This is a genomic window from Ensifer sp. D2-11, from assembly GCF_054161295.1.
The window spans coordinates 50069-67717 of sequence record NZ_CP096436.1 but is presented as its reverse complement, the minus strand read 5'-3'; the positions used below and the strand labels follow the sequence as shown (position 1 = coordinate 67717).

Below are 17649 nucleotides of genomic sequence, written 5' to 3'. Positions count from 1 at the left end.
TCCAGTCTCTCCGCAGGCATCCCGTTCCTTCCTCGTCACGTCGAAGGAAGAAACTTCACACCAGCAGAACACCCACGCCAGATGCTTTCCGATGGGGGCGGCATCATCTCGGAATCAGGGGGCGACTATTTCTCGGAATTGGGGGGCGAGATCATTTCGGAATCAGGGGGCGGATTGCCTCGGAATTTGCACGCGAACTGACCCGGAGGGATTTGAAAGGCTTGTTCGTCCTGTAGCTGCTGTTTTGTAGTGGTATAAATGTCGGTGAGATTGGGGGTGACATAGACCTCTCGCCCAACTGTCAACTCGATGGAATTGCAGTCAACCTTGGGTGACCCTGTCCCAACCACTAACTCACTTAGGCGGTTTTCGAGTGTCTGGCTGCTCCAAAATGCCATTGGCGTCAATCCGCGATGTAGAATTGCCGGACAACGAGTTCCTTACGCCGCTCGTTGATGGCTTGGTTGAGATCGATCCCGCGCTCCCTTGCCTGGCGCACCGTCCAGCTCAAAACGTCGATGTTCGCTAGCCGGGCGATCGGCAGAAAATCTTCCAAGTGGTCGATCTTCTCGCAGGCGTCGGCGAACCGACCAGCAGCATCCGCTAGCGAACGAAGCGGATCGACCTGGTCACTTCGGTCCTGCGAATGTTTCTCAATATCGTCTTGAATGCGCTGATGCAGAGCGTTGGCAGCGCTCAAACAGACCAAGGTCATGTCAACAAGGGTCTGATCTGTGGGCTTCTGCTCGGCGCTTCCCCGTGCAAGCCGACCCACATATTTGGCAAAGTGGAGGCCGTAGTGCTTGAGCCGATCCGACTTCGGAAGGCAAATGATATCTGAATGGTTCCGTTGATCGTGGCGGAACTGCGCCTGTTGCATAGCCAAAAAATCGTATGCCTGGCTCATTCGACTACCTTCCATCTTCTCCCGCACCATCCCACATATGGGATTATGGTCACGTGGCCTAAGTGGCGACCTTCAAAGCAGAATTCAACAACGTAAACCTACATGCCCGGCGCACGTCGGAGCAATGCGAGAAGTGAATTCTCCCGGAAAGATTGCACAGATAAGTTGTCAGGGTCCAAGTTTCCGGCCGCTTTGCGTATTTTCGGAGAGTGGCGAACGTCACCCCTTGACTCTGCGTTGCGTAAGATTATCTTACCGGATGTAAGAAACGGAGGAAGCGATGGACCCGACCGATGTTCAAAAGCACCTGATGGACGTTTTGGCGACGATCCAGGCCATTAGCCAGGAAGCCTGCCCGACGCTCGATCCGACCGTCCGACCGGCGGAGGAGTTGCCAAAGTTCAATAGTAAAGTTTGGCCGGTCGCAGCCGGCATGCTCGGCGCCGCGCTCGGCAAGGAGATACCGCCGGATGTCAACATCTTCGTCGACGATGCCACGAAGCAGGCCCTTACGATCGCTCAAACAGTTGCGCTGGTCTGCACGCTGATCAAGCAGCTCGATGCTCAGGCGGCGGTGGAAGCGGCATGACAGACAACCCGACCGAACTCCGCGCACAACTGGCAGAACGTCTGAAGGAAGCGCGCAAGCTCGCAGGGCTTTCGCAAGGCCAGGTCGCGAAACTCCTCGGGCTGCATCGCCCCTCCGTATCGGAGCTTGAAGCCGGCCATCGGCGTGTCTCGGCCGAAGAGCTGTCGCAATTGGCCGAGCTCTATGACGTGAGCGTCGCCTGGTTGATGGGCGAAGTTCCCGATACGGTGGACGCAGCCGACCCGAGATTGCAACTCGCGGCGCGCGAGCTGACCAAATTAAAGCCTGAAGATCTTGAGCGTCTGCTGAAGCTGCTTGCGGCGATGCGTGACGACACGTCTGACCCGAAGGAACAGTAAGTCCATGAAGCTCAGGAGCGAAAATACGATGCCGGATCGCAATGCTTTGGCAAACCAGGCCATGACGGCGTCGATTGCCGCTCGCACCAAAGCTGGCCTGAACCTAGTCAATCCGATCTGCATCTATGCACTCTGCAAGGCGCATAAGGTTCAGGTGCGTTTCAACAATATTAACATGGAAGGCATGTATCAGCGAGGCACACCTTCGCGGATACATCTCTCGGCGCGTCGTCCCCTCCCGCGGCGGGCCTTCAATTGTGCCCATGAGTTCGGTCACCACGTCTTCGGGCATGGTTCGTCGATCGACGAATTGCGTGAAGACGCAAAGGAAAATCCCTGGGAGGATCCGAAAGAATTTCTGGCGGACAGTTTTGCTGGTTTTGTCTTGATGCCGATCCTTGGAATGCGTCAAGCTTTCGCAAAGCGCGGCTGGAAGCCAGACTCGGCGACGCCGCTCCAGATCTTCCAGATTGCCTGCGAATATGGGGTCGGATACACGACCCTGATCACCCACCTTTCACAGTCCTTGAACATGCTCTCGCGGCCACGGGCGACTGTCCTGAAGAAGCAGAAGCCTGCTGCGATCCGGGCGGCTCTGCTTGGGTCGTTGTCCGCCGAGCCGCTCGTCATCGTCGACACCGCTTGGAGCACTTCTATCGTCGATGTCGAAGTCGGTATGAGCCTCCTTCTGCCCACGGATTGCGAACCAGATAATGAAGCAATCACCTTCGTCACGGATCTGCCCGACGGTCGCCTTTTTGAAGCGCGCCATCCTGGTATCGTTAGAGTTATCCAGCCCGACACCGGCTGGGCGGTCTTCGTGCGCATCGCCCGCAAGCAATATGTAGGGCTGGCCGAGTTTCGTCACCTCGAGGAGGATACTGATGAGTAAGTCGAACAGCGTCGCAATGGAGCCGTTCATTGTCAATGAGACGAGCGTCTCGCGTGCGTATGCGAGGGTTCTGCTTCGTGTTGCCCAGGGGCGCGGCAAGGAGGTCAGCCCGCTAGTTTTGTCGATCTCTGAGTTCGATGAGGAAGACGACAAGCTCCGAAAATCGCTCGACACTTTGTTGCAGAGCAAAGGCAAGTGCGTTGTGGAGGACGTGGCTTACACGATCTTCCCAGAACGTCTCTGGCGGATGGCGCAGGGCGATCGTGCCAAGCTTTTCAGCTTTTACAAGATGGCCTTTCCCGCCTATCAAGCAATGAACCGCACCGCTAATGGTCGGGGGCTGTATTTCGAGAGGATGATGATGTACGGGCGGGGGCCGTGCGACGGCAATCAGCTCGAGTATGTGATTTCGCAGTATGATGGGCGTGACGGAGTTCGCGATTCCATGATGCAGGTGACAACGTTCGACCCGGAGCGCGATCACACGCCCAGCGCTCAGCTTGGTTTTCCCTGTCTGCAGCATGTCACCTTCGTTCCCACGAAGAGCGGACTTGTACTCAATGCATTCTATGCAACTCAGCAGATCTTCGACAAAGCCTACGGCAACTACCTTGGGCTGAAGCAGCTGGGCGAGTTTATGGCATCTGAGCTGAAAATGCCTTTTGTCCGCCTCAACGTTACGGTCGGGGTAGCAAAGCTCGAGCGAATCTCTAAGACGGATATCGGGTTGATCCCCGTCATCGCGGCCGCTGAGGCCGCAATCAGCAAACGACAAAAATTGGGCACTGCGGAACAAAATCTAAATCTTGCCGCCGCAGCGAATTGAGCACGTGAAGAGTGACACCAGAAAACCAAGAACGCGAGTATCGACGCCTTCGCGCCGCAAGGCGAGCGAAGTCATGGCGCAGCTGCCACTCGATATCGACGGCGCCGGAAAGAGCCTTCTGTGGGGGACAACCCTTAGCGAACAAGAATGGCGACCGGCGCCGAGCATCATCGTTCAGCATCTCAGCCCACTCAAAGTGACGGCCGTGTATGAGAGCTACTGGAGGTTTGCTGCCGAGCGCCAACACATCTTTTTCAAGCGCGCGAAACGAATGCCTCAACCTTGGACGCGCAATTCCGTGCTATCGACATATAAGTTCACGAATGCCTATCGTGCATCTGATCGCGTAAGCCAGTATTTGATCCGCAACGTTATCTATCGCGACGACCTGCCAAGTTCGAACGCCGAGATATTTTTCCGGATCATCCTATTCAAGCTCTTCAACAAGATCGAAACCTGGAAATTACTTGAGGCCGAGTTAGGGGCGGTTGCCTACTCGGAGTACAACTTTGAACTCTATTGCGATGTTCTCGGACGCGCCATGCAGCGTGGCGAAACCATTTACTCGGCCGCGTACATCATGCCTCCGGGAAGCTCGGCATTCGGCTATCCAGCTAAACACCAGAACCATTTGCGGCTGCTGGAAGAGATGATGAAGGACCAACTTCCGATAAAGATGCAGGATGCAAGCTCGATGCAGTCCGCCTTCGAGCTTTTTCGGGCCTACCCCACGATCGGCGATTTCCTAGCTTATCAGTTCGCGACCGACATCAATTACAGCACGATCACGAACTTCTCGGAGATGGATTTTGTGATTCCCGGTCCAGGGGCCCGCGACGGTCTCCGCAAGTGCTTCGTAGACTTCGGCGGGTTGAATGAGCCGGAACTCATCAGATTTGTCGCTGACAAGCAGGAAGAAGAATTCGAGCGGCTTGGTATCAACTTCCCTTCCCTCTGGGGGCGGCGACTGCAGCTTATCGACTGCCAAAATCTGTTCTGCGAGATCGACAAATTTTCGCGTGTCGCTCATCCGGAAATTGCCGGAAGGACCGGACGCACGCGCATCAAGCAGAAATTTAGCCAGGCGTCCGAGCCGATCGATTTCTTCTATCCGCCGAAATGGGGATTGAACGAGCGTATCCAGGCAGGAGCCTTTCCAAATGAGGTTTCCGGCGCCGCGCCTTAAATGTTCCGACCTTCGGTCAGTGAGGCAGACGCCGGCGGTGCAAGGAGTGGGAGTGACGAATGGACTTTCGGGCGTATCAAATTGAAGCGCTTCGTACTGATGTTTCCGCTGCTGCAGGAAAGGACGGACCCGACGCCTTGATCGTACCGATGTTGGGCTTGGCTGGAGAAGCCGGCCAACTTTTGAGCGAATACAAGAAGCATATGCGCGACGGTGACGCGCACAAGCTGTTCAAGGACAGGGTTCGGGAGGAACTGGGCGAACTGCTTTGGTATCTCGCCAATGTCGCCGGCAAGTTCGATCTCGACGTCGACAATGTTGCCAAGTCCAACCTCGCCAAGGTTCAGGAGCGCTGGGCAACCCATCGTGAAAGCCTGCCGCTTGACGGAACATGCTTAGAGACAGAGCGTCTTCCACGACAAATGGATGTATTGTTCACCGAGTTGCTGGTTGATGGCAGACCTCTGGTGCAGATATCCGTCAATGGGGAACGCATCGGTTCGCCGCTTGGCGATAACGCCTACGATTCAGACGGCTACCGGTACCACGATGTGTTTCACCTGTCGTATGCGGCACTGCTAGGTTGGTCGCCCAATTTGCGAGCTTTCTTGAAACGTAAGCGCAAGAGCCAGCCGTTGCTGGATGAGGTAGAGGACGGTGGACGTGCCCGGATTCTTGAGGAAGCGGTCGTGGCGCTCGCGTTCGATTATGCGCGCGCCCACAACTTTCTCGCAAGCATTGAGAAGATTGACTATGAACTGTTGAGGACCATCAAGAGCATGGTGCGCCATCTGGAAGTGGGGCGGTGCTCCCTAGCCAGCTGGGAAGTTGCGATCTTAAAAGGGTTCCAAATCTGGCGCCAGATGGTTGCAAACCGCGGCGGCCATGTTCGCATCGACTTGGATGACAGTTCAATAGAATATGAACCGCCGATCGAATGTCTAGACGATCAGGGCCTATCGAGATTTTAGGTGGCAATGGCACTGGCGATAGCCTTGCCGCCGTCATGGCTAATACTAACTAGCCAGCAACTCACACCGAGGCTGTCAGACAGTTTCCGGGTCGGACCGTGAAGGATCACGTACGGTGCTCCAGACGGTCGGGTGAAAACCTCGACGTCTTGAAATGACGGTCCGCCACCAAATCCCGATCCGAGTGCCTTGAGGACCGCCTCCTTTGCTGCAAATCGCGCGGCGATGCGCTCGGGCGTGGCGGCGATCTCTAGAAGACGTCTGCGTTCCTCGTCGGTGAAGGCCCGATTAAGAAAGTCATTAGACAGCTTCAGCAATGCTGTGACTTCCGTCACATCGACGAGGTCAACCCCATGTCCCAGAACCGCCAAATCGATCCCCTCCGTCAGGTACTTCACGATTTAAAAGCCACCCCCGCATTTTGCAAGGTGGCGTGTCCGCATCCACTTCAATCGACAATAACTGGGAAAGGCTCTCATTCTAGTTGTATTGGAATCCTCGACGCGTGTAGGGAGACACTAAGCGAGTTCGGTCACATTGGTCGGTTTCAGGGGGGCGAATGGCAAGGGACCCGTTAGATTTACAGTTGTGGGCTCATCAGCTGGCTGCTGTCGCGAAATGTCACGCATATTTTGCTTCCGGAAGCGACAAAGGCTGTTTGGTTCATATGCCGACTGGGACCGGTAAGACAGGCGTCATGGCGGTGTTAGCTGCGCTACGCGCCGAGACCAGGCCCGTGCTCGTAATTTGCCCGTCCGCAGCCCTTGTGGATCAATTAAAGACCGAGTTCGAAAGCGCGTTCTGGGCTAGGATTACGGCATCCGCGGATTGGCGTCCGGACCTCGTGTTGCAGGCGCTTCCTGGCTCGATCGACGATCTCGCAAGAAAAATTGCCGAGGGCGCAGGCAAGAGGATCATCGTTGTCGCGACGATACAAGCCGTCCAGCAAATTTATGCGGCTCATGCGATCGATCGCCTGACGGCACATGTTGGAACGATACTTTTCGACGAGGGCCACCGCGAGCCAGCCCCGATTTGGGCGAAGGTCGTTCGTGGCTTCGCCGTTCCGACTGTACTCTTCAGCGCCACGCCTTTCCGAGGCGACATGAAGGTGTTCGACATTGATGACGACCACATCTACTTTTTGCCTTTTGCAGGTGCCGTTGAGCAGGCGCTGATCCGCGGCGTGACAATCGACGAGCGCAATCTAAGCTCAGATCCACTGGAATTCGCCCGCGAAATCGTGGCCGTGCGGGATCGACTAGTTGCTGATGGTACCTTTTCCGGGAATAGCAAGGTGATCGTCAGGGCGGCGAATGAGGCAACCGTCACCCAATTGTTTGCGGCATTCAGCAGGGTGCTGAACGGTCGCGACGACGGCGTGTTGGCGATGCACAATACATTCAAAGAAAGCGGCGAGATCGGTGCCCAGCGACGTGGAGACGTTCCACCGCTTCGGACGCGCCCAGAAAAGTTCCTTATCCATCAATTCATGCTAGTCGAGGGGATAGACGATCCGTCCTGCACGATACTTGCGCTTTACGAGCCCTTCAACAGCACCCGAATGCTGGTACAACAGATCGGTAGGCTGACCCGACAGCCTGCCGATCAGATCGGAAAGAAAGTATCGGACGCGATCGTCCTGGCCAGACACGACGACGGGGTGAGGGAGCAGTGGGGATCATTCCTTACCTACGACAAGGCGTGCCTTGATAACGGCGGCAAGCCACCGATGCGCAATAGTGAGCAGGTTCTCCGCAAGCTTGTCGACGCCCTTCCGAAAATGGACTTCATTGACGGTCAATTTCGCACACGGCTGGATCTTGAAGATGACGATGGTCTGGCGCAGGATCTCCTTTTTCCGAAGGCGGCGGTCGTCTACGAGATCCTGCCTGGTTTCGACATAGACCAGTTTCAGTCCGATGTATCCGCGCTGCTCGAGCAAGAGGACCGATTTCAAAAGCTTGTCGGTACAGCTGCAGGGGGCAATTGCCGGTTTCACGTCTCGCTGGGTCTGACGCAGTCGCCTTTTCTTTCTGAGGCACTATTCCAGTCGGTTTCGCTTGATGTCACGATCTATGCACGATCGGGCAACCGGCTCTTTTTGTATGATAGTGCGGGTCTATGGTTCGACGAAATCGAGAATGTAGGGACGCGTTTAACTCCAAAATTTTTACGGTCGCTCCTACCAAAGGAAGAATCGAATTCGATCTCCTTTCTTGCAGTTAAGAACACTGATCTTGGCCCGTTGGCGCTCCGGTCGCGTACATTGGCGGCGAAGTCGCTCGATCGCTCAGGCACCTTCATGGGTGAGCATATGAACGTCGTGACGCGTGCTACAGGTACAGTCGACAAAACGCGGCGCACGATCGGCTTCTCGCGGAGCAGGGTGAGGGATGGGTCCGGCTATACCGTGACTGCACAAGAGTTCGCAGAATGGACCGACAAGGTCAGCAACACGATCGACCTTGCAAGGCCCTCAATGCCGATCTTCGACCGCTTTGCTTTGGCTGCTTCGGCTCCCGACGACAAGACGCCGATCAACATTTTGATAGACATGCAGGAGTTCACTGAGGCCTTCACCTTGGCAGGGGGCCGTGTTGAGGTCGACCCAGATGGGATGTGCGTTGACGTAATCCCGGATGCAACACCAAAGGCACCAGGGCCCTTCAAGTTTGAGCTGATGATAGGGGGCACGGCACATGCGATCTGGTTGAAATGGGACAGCCAAAAGAAAAAATACTGGCTAATCTCGAACACGCTCAGCGAGATCAAGTCGACCAGTGATCCGAAAGTATCGCTGACGCGACGTCTAAACCGGAGCCAAGCCTTTAGGATCATCACGTCCGATCACCGTCATGTCTATGTCGACGGGGCCTTCTATGTGATCGACCTCGATCTGAGGAAGCCGAATGGCGCGGCTGGGCTCGTTCTCGACCTGATCACGCCGATCGACGAACTCGCAGGAATCACCTCGGAAAAGGGCACGCCCGGTGGTGAGACCTTGGCGACACGGAGAGAGGGATCTTTGTTTCGCTTTGTGGACGAGCAATTGATTGAAGGCAAGGGACGGAATGCATTTGGAGTTACGTTCCCCGCTCTGGTTTGCGACGATCTGGGAACCGAAGCTGGCGACTTTATTGCGGTAGATGACAGATCAAATAGCCAGCGCGTAGTCTTCGTCGTCTGTAAGCACAAACATCCCAAGGCGAACGAGGTCGGTGTGGCGACTTCCGGCTTCTACGATGTTTCCGGTCAAGGCTTGAAAAACCTAGCTTATTTGAAGAGCGATGGCTTAAGTGTTCCTGGCGAAAAACTGAAATTCGACAACGATTGGAGCATGACCAAAGACAATTTGACCGACACTGTGCCTCGAACGCGCATAGGGCCAGACTCGCTTGCGTTCCGACGTATGTTAGACCAGGTCAAGCGATCACCGGGTGCGGAACGATCGATCTGGCTGGTATGCGCCGGGGGGATGTTATCTAAAAAGGCGTTGGAAAAAGAGTTCAAGCGTCCGCAACCCAAGGCGCATGTTTTGCAATTCTATCATTTGATCGTGTCGGCGTTTTCTGCATGTCAATCCGTCGGCGTCCAGCTCAAAATTTTCTGTGCGAAGTGAACGCAGCCAAACCGTTACCGGAGCCACATTTGAACTCAGTCACCGACGTTTCGATTCTGTTCAAGGCGAGGATAGGAGTCGACATCCCCGACTGGGGCATGTTGCCGGCTTGCGATCGTCTCAGTCGGGTCGAACGCGTCCGTACCAATCGCGAATCCGAATGTCTCGAAAGTCCGCAACCGAGACCTCCGGCTTCGTCGCGGGCAATGTCTACTTACGGGAAGTGACAAGCTGAGCTCTACGACCGACATGGGGGCGCAAAGCGGCCACCATGACTCCCGCCGTGGAGACTCTGCATTGGGTCGATGGTGTTGAAGAAGCCAGGCTGAAGCCGGTAGAGCAGCTCGCTCAGGACGTGGCGATTGAGGTCGACGTGACCTCCTCGCCCTAACTGGCCCGGATCGCCGTCCGCCGGCTGTGAACCGGCATGCAAAAGTTCAGTGCCGATTGACAGCCGGCTGCAGATCTTGGCCAACTTCCTCAGGTTCTGGGCAATGGCGGCGAGGTGGAACTCATCGCGGGCACCACAGGGGCCGCGTAGTCGCAATCTATCGAGCCTCAGAATGCGTTAAGGCTTAAGGTGCGCGAAGACCATGCCACCCAAGAAGCGATCATGTCTTCCGAAGCAGGAACGGAGCAGGTGCGGTTAGCTGCTTGTCAGCCCTTTACCGCCCGCAATCCACGGGTCGGAAAAACGGAGATGTCGCACTACTTCGCAGCAGTTGTTTCATCCATACCGGAAGGGCGGCATTGTGCCAGTTCGCCTCATCGAGACGCGTGGTCACACTCAGTGCGTCGAAACCCGATCTCGACGCAAAATCGCTCTCAGGTGCCTTCGTCGAGAGCTTGGTCTCGGGTGCGATGTAGCCGATGTCGACCATGCTTTTGCCAGCTACGTCATAGGTCCAACCGCCGTGAATGCCAGGAGCAATCGCCCGGTTTTCAATTTTGGGCGCGACCCGCCAAAGCAGCGGCTTCGTACCGAAACTCGCATCCTGCAGGTCGGCGCCATCGAAATTGAAGAACTTTTTATCTTCATAGCCCTCCCCGACATCCACGAACACGAGGAGGTTTTCAAAATTCGCGCCCGCCAGCTTTGCGCAATGAAAGTTTGGAGACTCGAACGGCAAGGCTGTCGGATCAGGGGTGTTTTGCAGGTCAAAGAGGATGTAGTTGGTCCTAGGATATTCGTCCCCAAGTGGAGGGACTGAAAAATTGGCGCGCTCGAGAATGGCATAAGAAAAATCGGTTCGGGAAAGGCGGGCCTCTCGAAAGTCCGCGGCATCTAACCTGCTGCGCCTGAACGCGCTATGCGATAGATCCGCTCCTCGAAAATTAGAGCCCTGGAGGTCTATCCCGGATAGGTTGACGTTGCGGAGATAGGTCCCAGAGACATCACCCCGCGCTCCCGCCCGAAGCAAGGACGCAAGGACTTTCGCCTGAGAGTCCAATTCTCCGCCTGCCGATAGTTCGGCCGGAGGATTTTCTGGGTTCGATCGCCAACTACCCGTTCTTAAAACAGCCAATCGATTGGCGCGAACGAGAGCCTTGAGTGATGGGATCAACCTTTCGGGGGGAAATGACTGTTCCTGAACTTCTTCGAAGAACGCCACAATCGCCGCACGGACTCGAGCATCTGGCTCCACCGTCAACGCATTAACCACAGAGACAAGCATCTGTGTCGCTCGCGGATCATTCGCTCCACTAAATGAACGGAGGCTCGATAAACCCGCGACCCTCGTAGATGGAGCATCAGCGCCCAAGGCAGCTAGCCCGCGCTGTAGTCTCTCTTCAGCCTGCGTCTGGCGCACTTGATTTTGATCCCAAAGCCATCCAGCGACGGAACCAACGGCGCTCAGAATGGCAACTGCAGCCAGAACCGCTCCACTCATGCCCGCAATGGTCTTGAGACGCTCTAGACGATCGAACTTGGGATCAAGTTGCCTTTCAAGGAGACGTGCTTCTAAACCGGCCTTATGTATCAGTGCCCGGTTGAGATCATCCTGCGTAGTAGAAGCTGGAGGCCGTGCCAAATTTCAACCGTCCTGACCGCATTATCTGGAAGCACAAAACTCTAACGCGGATTTTATTTTCACTTCTTGCTTTTCACAACTAATGTTTACTGCGAGTTGCAGAAGCGAGACGACCGGAATGTAGGGGGCCGCGGTCCCAAATCATTTACGGGTTGAATGACGCGCCACCGGGGGTGATAGTCTGGTCACCATTGCGACAGCTGCCGCAGAAAGGATCACATTAGCGCACTCAGAGCCTGACGTCGCAGCCACGATACCGACATCGAGGTCGCGGGACCGACACGTTCAGCCCGGCGTCACGACTGCAAGGTCAAATCTTCCCTCGGTCGAGCGTGGGTTTGGCTTCCGCGGAAGCAACCTTTGGAACCATGCTGGCGTCGCGGAGCGTGTTCGGCGATGCCAAGATGATCACCGCACTTCTCACGCCGAAATCGTCGACGCCGGAAACGTATCCTTGCGTCTCAAGAACCGCTCGCGAGCTAAAGAGCCGAATTAAAGGTCAGTGCTGATAGACATTCCGTGATCTGTTCCTCGGTGAAACGGTTGCGCTTCATTTCTCTGGTACCCTCTATGGGGCTAGGTCTAGTGATGGCGGCATTTAAAAAAACGGTGTAGCAACGACCGCCACTGTCGTTGCAACGTTCGGGACACGCCTGTTCGCTTTCTTGCAGCTCGGCGTTAGAAGGTTCGACCGTCACGAGTGTGTCGAAACCGGGCGACGCCTGACGAACCAGGGGATGATCTTCGATCGGGTTTTCACATATTCTTCGTAATCCGGACCCCACAGCTGAATGAGGTTGCGTTCTAGGAAATAAATCCCGATCATGATGTATATCGTCAGTCCGATTGCGAATACGAGGTGTCCCACGGTCATGGTCGGCGTGATCCAGAACGCTATGATGAAACCGAGGAAATCCGGGTGGCGCGAATGATACCAGAGGCCCTTCATGGTAATCGGCCAGCCTACCTTGTAGTATTCTGGCGTGGTTTGGGACGCTCTCGTGTAGAGTCGGTCTTCGATAAAATCGATCACCTGATCGACGCCAAAGATTTTCCAGTGGCCGACCAGAATTGTCGCCCATAGCACCGTCAACCAGCCACCGAACGATATCCATCCCAGCACCTGCCGCCAGAAGGGGCTTTCGACGTGCCAGATAATGTCTGGTATCGGCCGCCATTGCCATTGCAGCAGCGCCAGAGCGGCAATCGCGATGACGATGTAGGTGGATCGCTCAAGATGTTGCGGGACGATCCTTGTCCACCAGTTCTTGAAGGTCGGTCTTGCCATGCCGGAATGCTGCAGACCCAGGACGACAAGCAGCATTATATCTATGGTGAGCGCGGTCCAAAAGGGCTCCACCGCACCCATGTCTATCGATTTCCAAGGAAAGACATTGCCGAATCGGCTGTCGATGATCGGCCCAAAGAAGTTGCCAACAAAGCCAACGGTGTAGAGCAGTATGCCCCAGACGCCGATAATGTAGACGAAGCTTCCATAGAGAAAGGCGAAGACCTTTCTCCGTCTTAGCCTGATCTCCTCGGCAGTTGGTTCCGGAAATTTGCCCATTTCGTTTCTCCCTGTTCGCGATACCCACTGGCTGCGATCTGAAGGGGGTGACGCCTCACGCCTGGAAAATTGCCTTGCCCGCACATTCTCCGAGAGACCGGTAGCTCTCCCACTGATCGTCATCGAAAAACTGATCGATCGTTGCCTGATTGGGAAATCTCGGATGGGTCGCGGCGTAGTTCTGGACGTCGGCCGGGATTGGGGGCGCAAGATTGGCCTTGATTAACAGAAGCCAGCTACTCCTAGCAGGCTGATCGCGATAAACGATGCGCGCCAAGGCACCACAGGCATGATTATTGCTTTTGATCTCAGTAAGGCTCCCCAGCCTGTCGGGCCGACAAACGAGGCTCTTGATCCAGTCGGGTATGATCGCAGGCGATGCGGCGCTATCCAGACCTTGCCAGGCCGCTGAAACGGATGCGGCCGGGCCAGGATCAAGCCAGACGAGCTCGGCATCGAAGTCGAGGCGCACCTGCCGCATCAGGGTCGCGACATCGTCCATCTGATACCGCTCGTCCTGCGATGCATCGACGGCGATGATGAACGGCAGGCGTCGCCTGATGAGTTCGTAAAGACCGGTATTGTCGAAATGCCCGCCATCGCTCAAATACCAGCGCCGCGCGGACGGCCCGTGGAAAAAGTTACGCCATTCATTCAGTAGCATGGCCTGCACGGCGAAGATGACGGATGGCAGCGACTTTATTCGCCGCCACAGATCGGGAGGATATCTGCCGGGGCGTTTGCCGGCATCGATGCCGCTATCCCACCAATATCCGAGGCGAACATTGAACAGCCCCAGCAATAGGGACATCGGCAGGCTGCTGTTGCGGCCAGCTCCGGTGGACACCGAAGCGGCTGAAATCGCGAGCCAACGCCCGAGCGTCAGTTGCTCGACGATAGCCGTATCGCCCGACCTCTGGCCGAGCGTATGGAACTTGTGCGGGTCAGGCGCGACGGGCAGCGCGCGCACGACCGCTTTGTTGGCGGCAAGATCATCACCTCGAGCCTCCCATACTGCATGGTATTGCTGGCCGACACTGATGCCGCCCGGCCCGAGGCACATTGTCAGTCCTTTGTTCTGGCGAAGCTGGCGTCCCGAAATATGATCGACCGTCTGATTGATGCAGACATTTATAAGATGCAGCGGCCCGCCGGTCAGTTCGGGATGATAATCGTCGAACCATACGTCGTCATCGTCCTCGAAGACTTGAATCGGCACCGGTGCATCAGTGCCCGTAGGGTGAACACGCCGATCGTTCGATGCGCCAAGAAATGTCCGGATCACCTTCTGGGTCAAGGATTGCTGCAAGGACGAGAGATTGAGGAAGTTGACGGCCCGGCCTGCCGCCGTTGAAATGGCCAGTCCCGCGAGTGTCATCCAAACGCCCGTCGAAAGGTCGCGATCGAACGCGCTGTGCGCCAAGATATCGAGAGCAAGAAACAGCAGGACGGCAAACGAAAATGCAAACGCGCCGAATAGCACCCTGACGCCGGTCTTTGCCTCCATCGGTGAGTCGTCGCGCCGAAACAGACGGAGGACGAGCGGCCGAAGCGATAGCAGAAGAGGAGGGGCGGCCAGCATGGATCCCACCATGAGCGGTATGTCGTCTCCAGCCGCAATGAACCGCGCAAGGCTATCGATGAGGACAAAGCCCACAGTCGCCGCAAATATCAGCAACGCGCTGCCGAGTACGCGAGACAGCCGGTTCCGGTAGAGGGCGCCCAAACCGCTGCCGTTGGTATGCGGCGAGATCTTCCAGTGCACTCCTTCCTGCCAAACCCAAGCCAGCAACAGGACCGCCGTGGCGATGATGGCCTCGCCGCCGAGACCGCCGCCGATCAAGGCAATTGCGCAGCCCAACAATACCGCCCATCCAAAAGCACCAAATCGTGAATAGGGCGTTCTCGTCCCTGAACTCGAAATCAGCCAATAACCGATAGATATCGGCAGGACCGTCAGGAGGAGCACCCCCGTCGGTGCAAGCCACCAGGGCGAGACAGGCACGGATGCAATCTTCCAGCCATTGATGCCGACTGGCAATAGCGCCGCCGATGCCCACCGCAATGCCCCGAGGCAGCCGAGGAAGAGCGCGGCCACGCAAAAAAGCACGGCTGTCAGATTCCTCGCGATGATCGCGACGTCCGTTTGCACATCGGAGCGGCCGTTGCCGACGAGATAGTCCGCATAGCGGCGCAGCCACCAGATTTCCGGAGAGTTCGGATCGGCAAGGGTGGCCTCGACTCGATCGATCTTGTCCGGGGTGTGCGGAGCAAAACGCGTGTAGAGCCGTCCCAGGAACCCGCCGACATAGCCGCCACCAGATGTTGAAGATAGGAAGTCGATGCGGCGCAAGATCCTCGTAGCCGCGAGAGCCTGCAGAACGCCAAGCGAATAGGTAGCGCCGCGGATGCCGCCCCCTGACAACGCCAGCCCGATGCAATCCTCCGGTAGCGAGGTCGGGGCCGGCTCGCCCGCGCCTCTCGTCTTGTCCACTTGTTGACGACGCAGGTGGATCGCAGCCGCTTCGCGCTGCTCCATTTCACTGGGATATGCCGGCGAGTCAGCCAGGATCGTATCGGCCGCCTTCTCGGCGACCATGAATACCGGAGTGACCAGGAAATAGCCTGGAATTCGCGGAAACACCGACGCGTCGACGACACGGAGATTGCGAATGCCGTGGACCCGGAAGGAACTGTCAAGAACAGCGCCCCTGTCACGCAGTCGCGCCACGTTGAATTGCCAACGGTCCGAACCGATGCGGCAGGTTCCGCAAGCATGATGCCCCCATGCCTCATCCTGCACCCATTTCCTGAGTGCCGATTCATTCCCCACGCTCCTGCCCGGCTGGATCTCTCCTTTCATGCCGGTGATCCTTCCGTTGATCTCGCGCACGCGCCGGATCGCTTCGCAAATCGCGTCGAGATCGGTCCCATGGTCGGGCGAGCCCTCCGAGAAGGAATGGAAGTTTATGTTGGGCACGTCGAAGGCATCGCGCGTGCGGAGTTCGACCGTGCCGAAATTGTTGTCCGTGTAGGCCTTGAGTATGACCCACGTCCAGAGATTTCGCTGGTCCTGGAGTGCTCCCTTGGTTGGCCTGAGGAGTTCTTCCGACCAATTCCAGTAGTATCCCCGAAAAGCCGCCGGCACGCCGAATACAAATAGGTCGGGATTGCCCTCGTTCCTGTTCGCCGATGACGACAGCATCATCGCCAAGGCCCCCCCGTTTGTGCCGTAAAGCCCCGTCCTGTCCGCCAGCCATTGGGCCCGCAAGGGATCGCCGTCATCGCCGGGCCGGAATGTCGCTCCCTTCAGCGTTCTGAAATCCTGGCGCATTTCACTGATGACGCTGACCTCGTAGCGGTCCTGGAGATTGGCCCCGACGCCCGGAAGGTCGACCACCGGAGCGAGCGTCGCTCCGTGCCTGTCGCGCAGCCCGGCGATCTCGAGCGTTTCGAGCTTTCGGGCATTGCCTATGCCGCTCAGCATTAGGAGTTGGGGCGTATTGAACGATCCGCCGCAGACGATGACTTCCCGGCGCGCAAAATATTGAACGATATCTCCGGCACTGGTCTCACCGCTGCGCTTGCTCGCGCGATACAGATATTCCCCCAGGACCGCCTCGACGCCGATCGCCCGTGGGGCGTCATCATTTTCGTCCTTATCGAAGACTAGGCGCGTCGCGTGGGCGCCTGTTTTCAAGACAAGGCGTTCCGGATGCCTGCCGGCCACCTCCAGCAGCCATTCGCGCAATCCGTAACGTCTCTTGCCATCCGTTCCAATCGAAATCAGCGACAGGCGGGCGCGGGTGTCGATCTCGTTCGCGCGGACGTTCGGATCTAGAAATTGGATGATCTGCAGATGCGCGAGTGCCCGCCTCAGGATCGACCGCGTGTTCCTTCTGGCAAGTGCCGACCAGACGACATCGAAAATGAGGCCGAGGAAGGTGAGGTCGCGGCGAGCGACGCCGGCGATGACGAGCGGATCGATGAAGCTCGTCGGTTGCCAGCCGTTGAAGCCGTGGCCGTTCGGATCGAGATGGCGCCGCGGGTTAATGAAGGTGGCGATTGCCTGTACCAGCCCCAGAAGGCCGCCGAGGATGCTGCCGAGAAAGCCCTTGTAGACCTTATAGTAGAGGCATTTCTCGATCTTCGGAAAATACCCCTGCATGTTTTCCGAGCGCCAGCTGTCGTCGCCGGTGAGGTGAGCGATTTCGTCCCAATCGGAGTCGTTCGGACGAATGACGATCATGGCGTGATGCGCAGTGCAGCCACCGAGGGCGGCGGCGCGCGGATAGAAAATGCCGCCCTTGCCTGTTCGGTCCACCCGGGAGGGATCTCGGGTTGGGTCGTATTTCGTGTCCGCGCGCTGCTTTTCGTCATCTTCGTAATGGCGGACTGAGAAATCCCAGCTTGTTGCCGGATCCTCTGTCGCCGCACCATGGTAGACTGGAAGCTCATAGATTTCTCTCAGTCCTTTCGCGTCGTCGAGTGCAGGATCGGTGCCTGCCTCGATGACGAGGACGCGCCGGCCGCTCAATGCCAAGCGCGCAGCCAACGGACCGCCGCCAGCCCCCGACCCAATGACGATGTAGTCGAACGGCGTGGTGCCGGGATCGCTCGCCTGCGCGATGGCTGCCTTTATCGCTGCTTGCCGCGCCTCCGTCGTCATTGTCCGCGCGATCCTCCCCGTAGACGAA

Annotated in this window: 12 protein-coding genes; 7 read left to right on the top strand and 5 right to left on the bottom strand. The window is 56.9% G+C overall.

Annotated features, from left to right (window positions below; translation table 11 throughout):
• Positions 1–403: 403 nt before the first annotated feature.
• A complete protein-coding gene (locus M1D34_RS31515) occupies positions 404–907 on the bottom strand; it encodes a hypothetical protein (protein WP_498786548.1) in 504 nt (167 codons plus the stop codon).
• 280 nt (positions 908–1187) lie between these two features.
• On the opposite strand from M1D34_RS31515, the gene M1D34_RS31510 reads away from it, so the two are divergent.
• The 6 genes from M1D34_RS31510 to M1D34_RS31485 all read left to right on the top strand — a co-directional run bounded on the left by M1D34_RS31510 (position 1188) and on the right by M1D34_RS31485 (position 5730).
• A complete protein-coding gene (locus M1D34_RS31510) occupies positions 1188–1496 on the top strand; it encodes a hypothetical protein (RefSeq protein ID WP_498786546.1) in 309 nt (102 codons plus the stop codon).
• Positions 1493–1855 carry a helix-turn-helix domain-containing protein gene (locus M1D34_RS31505; protein ID WP_498786544.1) on the top strand — a complete coding sequence of 121 codons (363 nt, stop codon included), beginning with the start codon at positions 1493–1495 and terminating at the stop codon, positions 1853–1855. The genes M1D34_RS31510 and M1D34_RS31505 overlap by 4 nt, the downstream gene beginning before the upstream one ends.
• A 4-nt stretch (positions 1856–1859) precedes the next feature.
• The gene (locus M1D34_RS31500; RefSeq protein ID WP_498786542.1) at positions 1860–2747 is read left to right on the top strand and encodes an ImmA/IrrE family metallo-endopeptidase; all 888 of its coding nucleotides are present in this window, start codon (positions 1860–1862) and stop codon (positions 2745–2747) included.
• Positions 2740–3573, top strand: a complete 834-nt coding sequence (locus M1D34_RS31495) for a thymidylate synthase family protein (protein ID WP_498786540.1) — start codon at positions 2740–2742, stop codon at positions 3571–3573. The genes M1D34_RS31500 and M1D34_RS31495 overlap by 8 nt, the downstream gene beginning before the upstream one ends.
• Positions 3574–3646: 73 nt before the next feature.
• On the top strand, positions 3647–4759 hold the full coding sequence (locus M1D34_RS31490; RefSeq protein ID WP_498786538.1) for a nucleotide kinase domain-containing protein: 1113 nt from the start codon (positions 3647–3649) through the stop codon (positions 4757–4759).
• A gap of 59 nt (positions 4760–4818) precedes the next feature.
• Positions 4819–5730 carry a nucleoside triphosphate pyrophosphohydrolase family protein gene (locus M1D34_RS31485; RefSeq protein ID WP_498786536.1) on the top strand — a complete coding sequence of 304 codons (912 nt, stop codon included), beginning with the start codon at positions 4819–4821 and terminating at the stop codon, positions 5728–5730.
• On the opposite strand, the gene acpS is transcribed toward M1D34_RS31485, so the two are convergent.
• A complete protein-coding gene (acpS, locus tag M1D34_RS31480) occupies positions 5727–6128 on the bottom strand; it encodes a holo-ACP synthase (protein WP_498786534.1) in 402 nt (133 codons plus the stop codon). The two genes, M1D34_RS31485 and acpS, sit on opposite strands and share 4 nt — an antisense overlap.
• Before the next feature lie 161 nt (positions 6129–6289).
• On the opposite strand from acpS, the gene M1D34_RS31475 reads away from it, so the two are divergent.
• Positions 6290–9352, top strand: a complete 3063-nt coding sequence (locus M1D34_RS31475) for a DEAD/DEAH box helicase (RefSeq protein WP_498786532.1) — start codon at positions 6290–6292, stop codon at positions 9350–9352.
• A gap of 665 nt (positions 9353–10017) precedes the next feature.
• Here M1D34_RS31475 and M1D34_RS31470 read toward each other — a convergent pair.
• The 3 genes from M1D34_RS31470 to M1D34_RS31460 form a co-directional block, all read right to left on the bottom strand.
• Positions 10018–11028 carry a pentapeptide repeat-containing protein gene (locus tag M1D34_RS31470; protein ID WP_498786530.1) on the bottom strand — a complete coding sequence of 337 codons (1011 nt, stop codon included), beginning with the start codon at positions 11026–11028 and terminating at the stop codon, positions 10018–10020.
• A 1051-nt stretch (positions 11029–12079) separates the two neighbouring features.
• The gene (locus tag M1D34_RS31465; RefSeq protein ID WP_498786528.1) at positions 12080–12952 is read right to left on the bottom strand and encodes a methyltransferase family protein; all 873 of its coding nucleotides are present in this window, start codon (positions 12950–12952) and stop codon (positions 12080–12082) included.
• Between the two features lie 55 nt (positions 12953–13007).
• Positions 13008–17621, bottom strand: a complete 4614-nt coding sequence (locus tag M1D34_RS31460; RefSeq protein WP_498786527.1) for a GMC family oxidoreductase — start codon at positions 17619–17621, stop codon at positions 13008–13010.
• Positions 17622–17649: the final 28 nt, after the last annotated feature.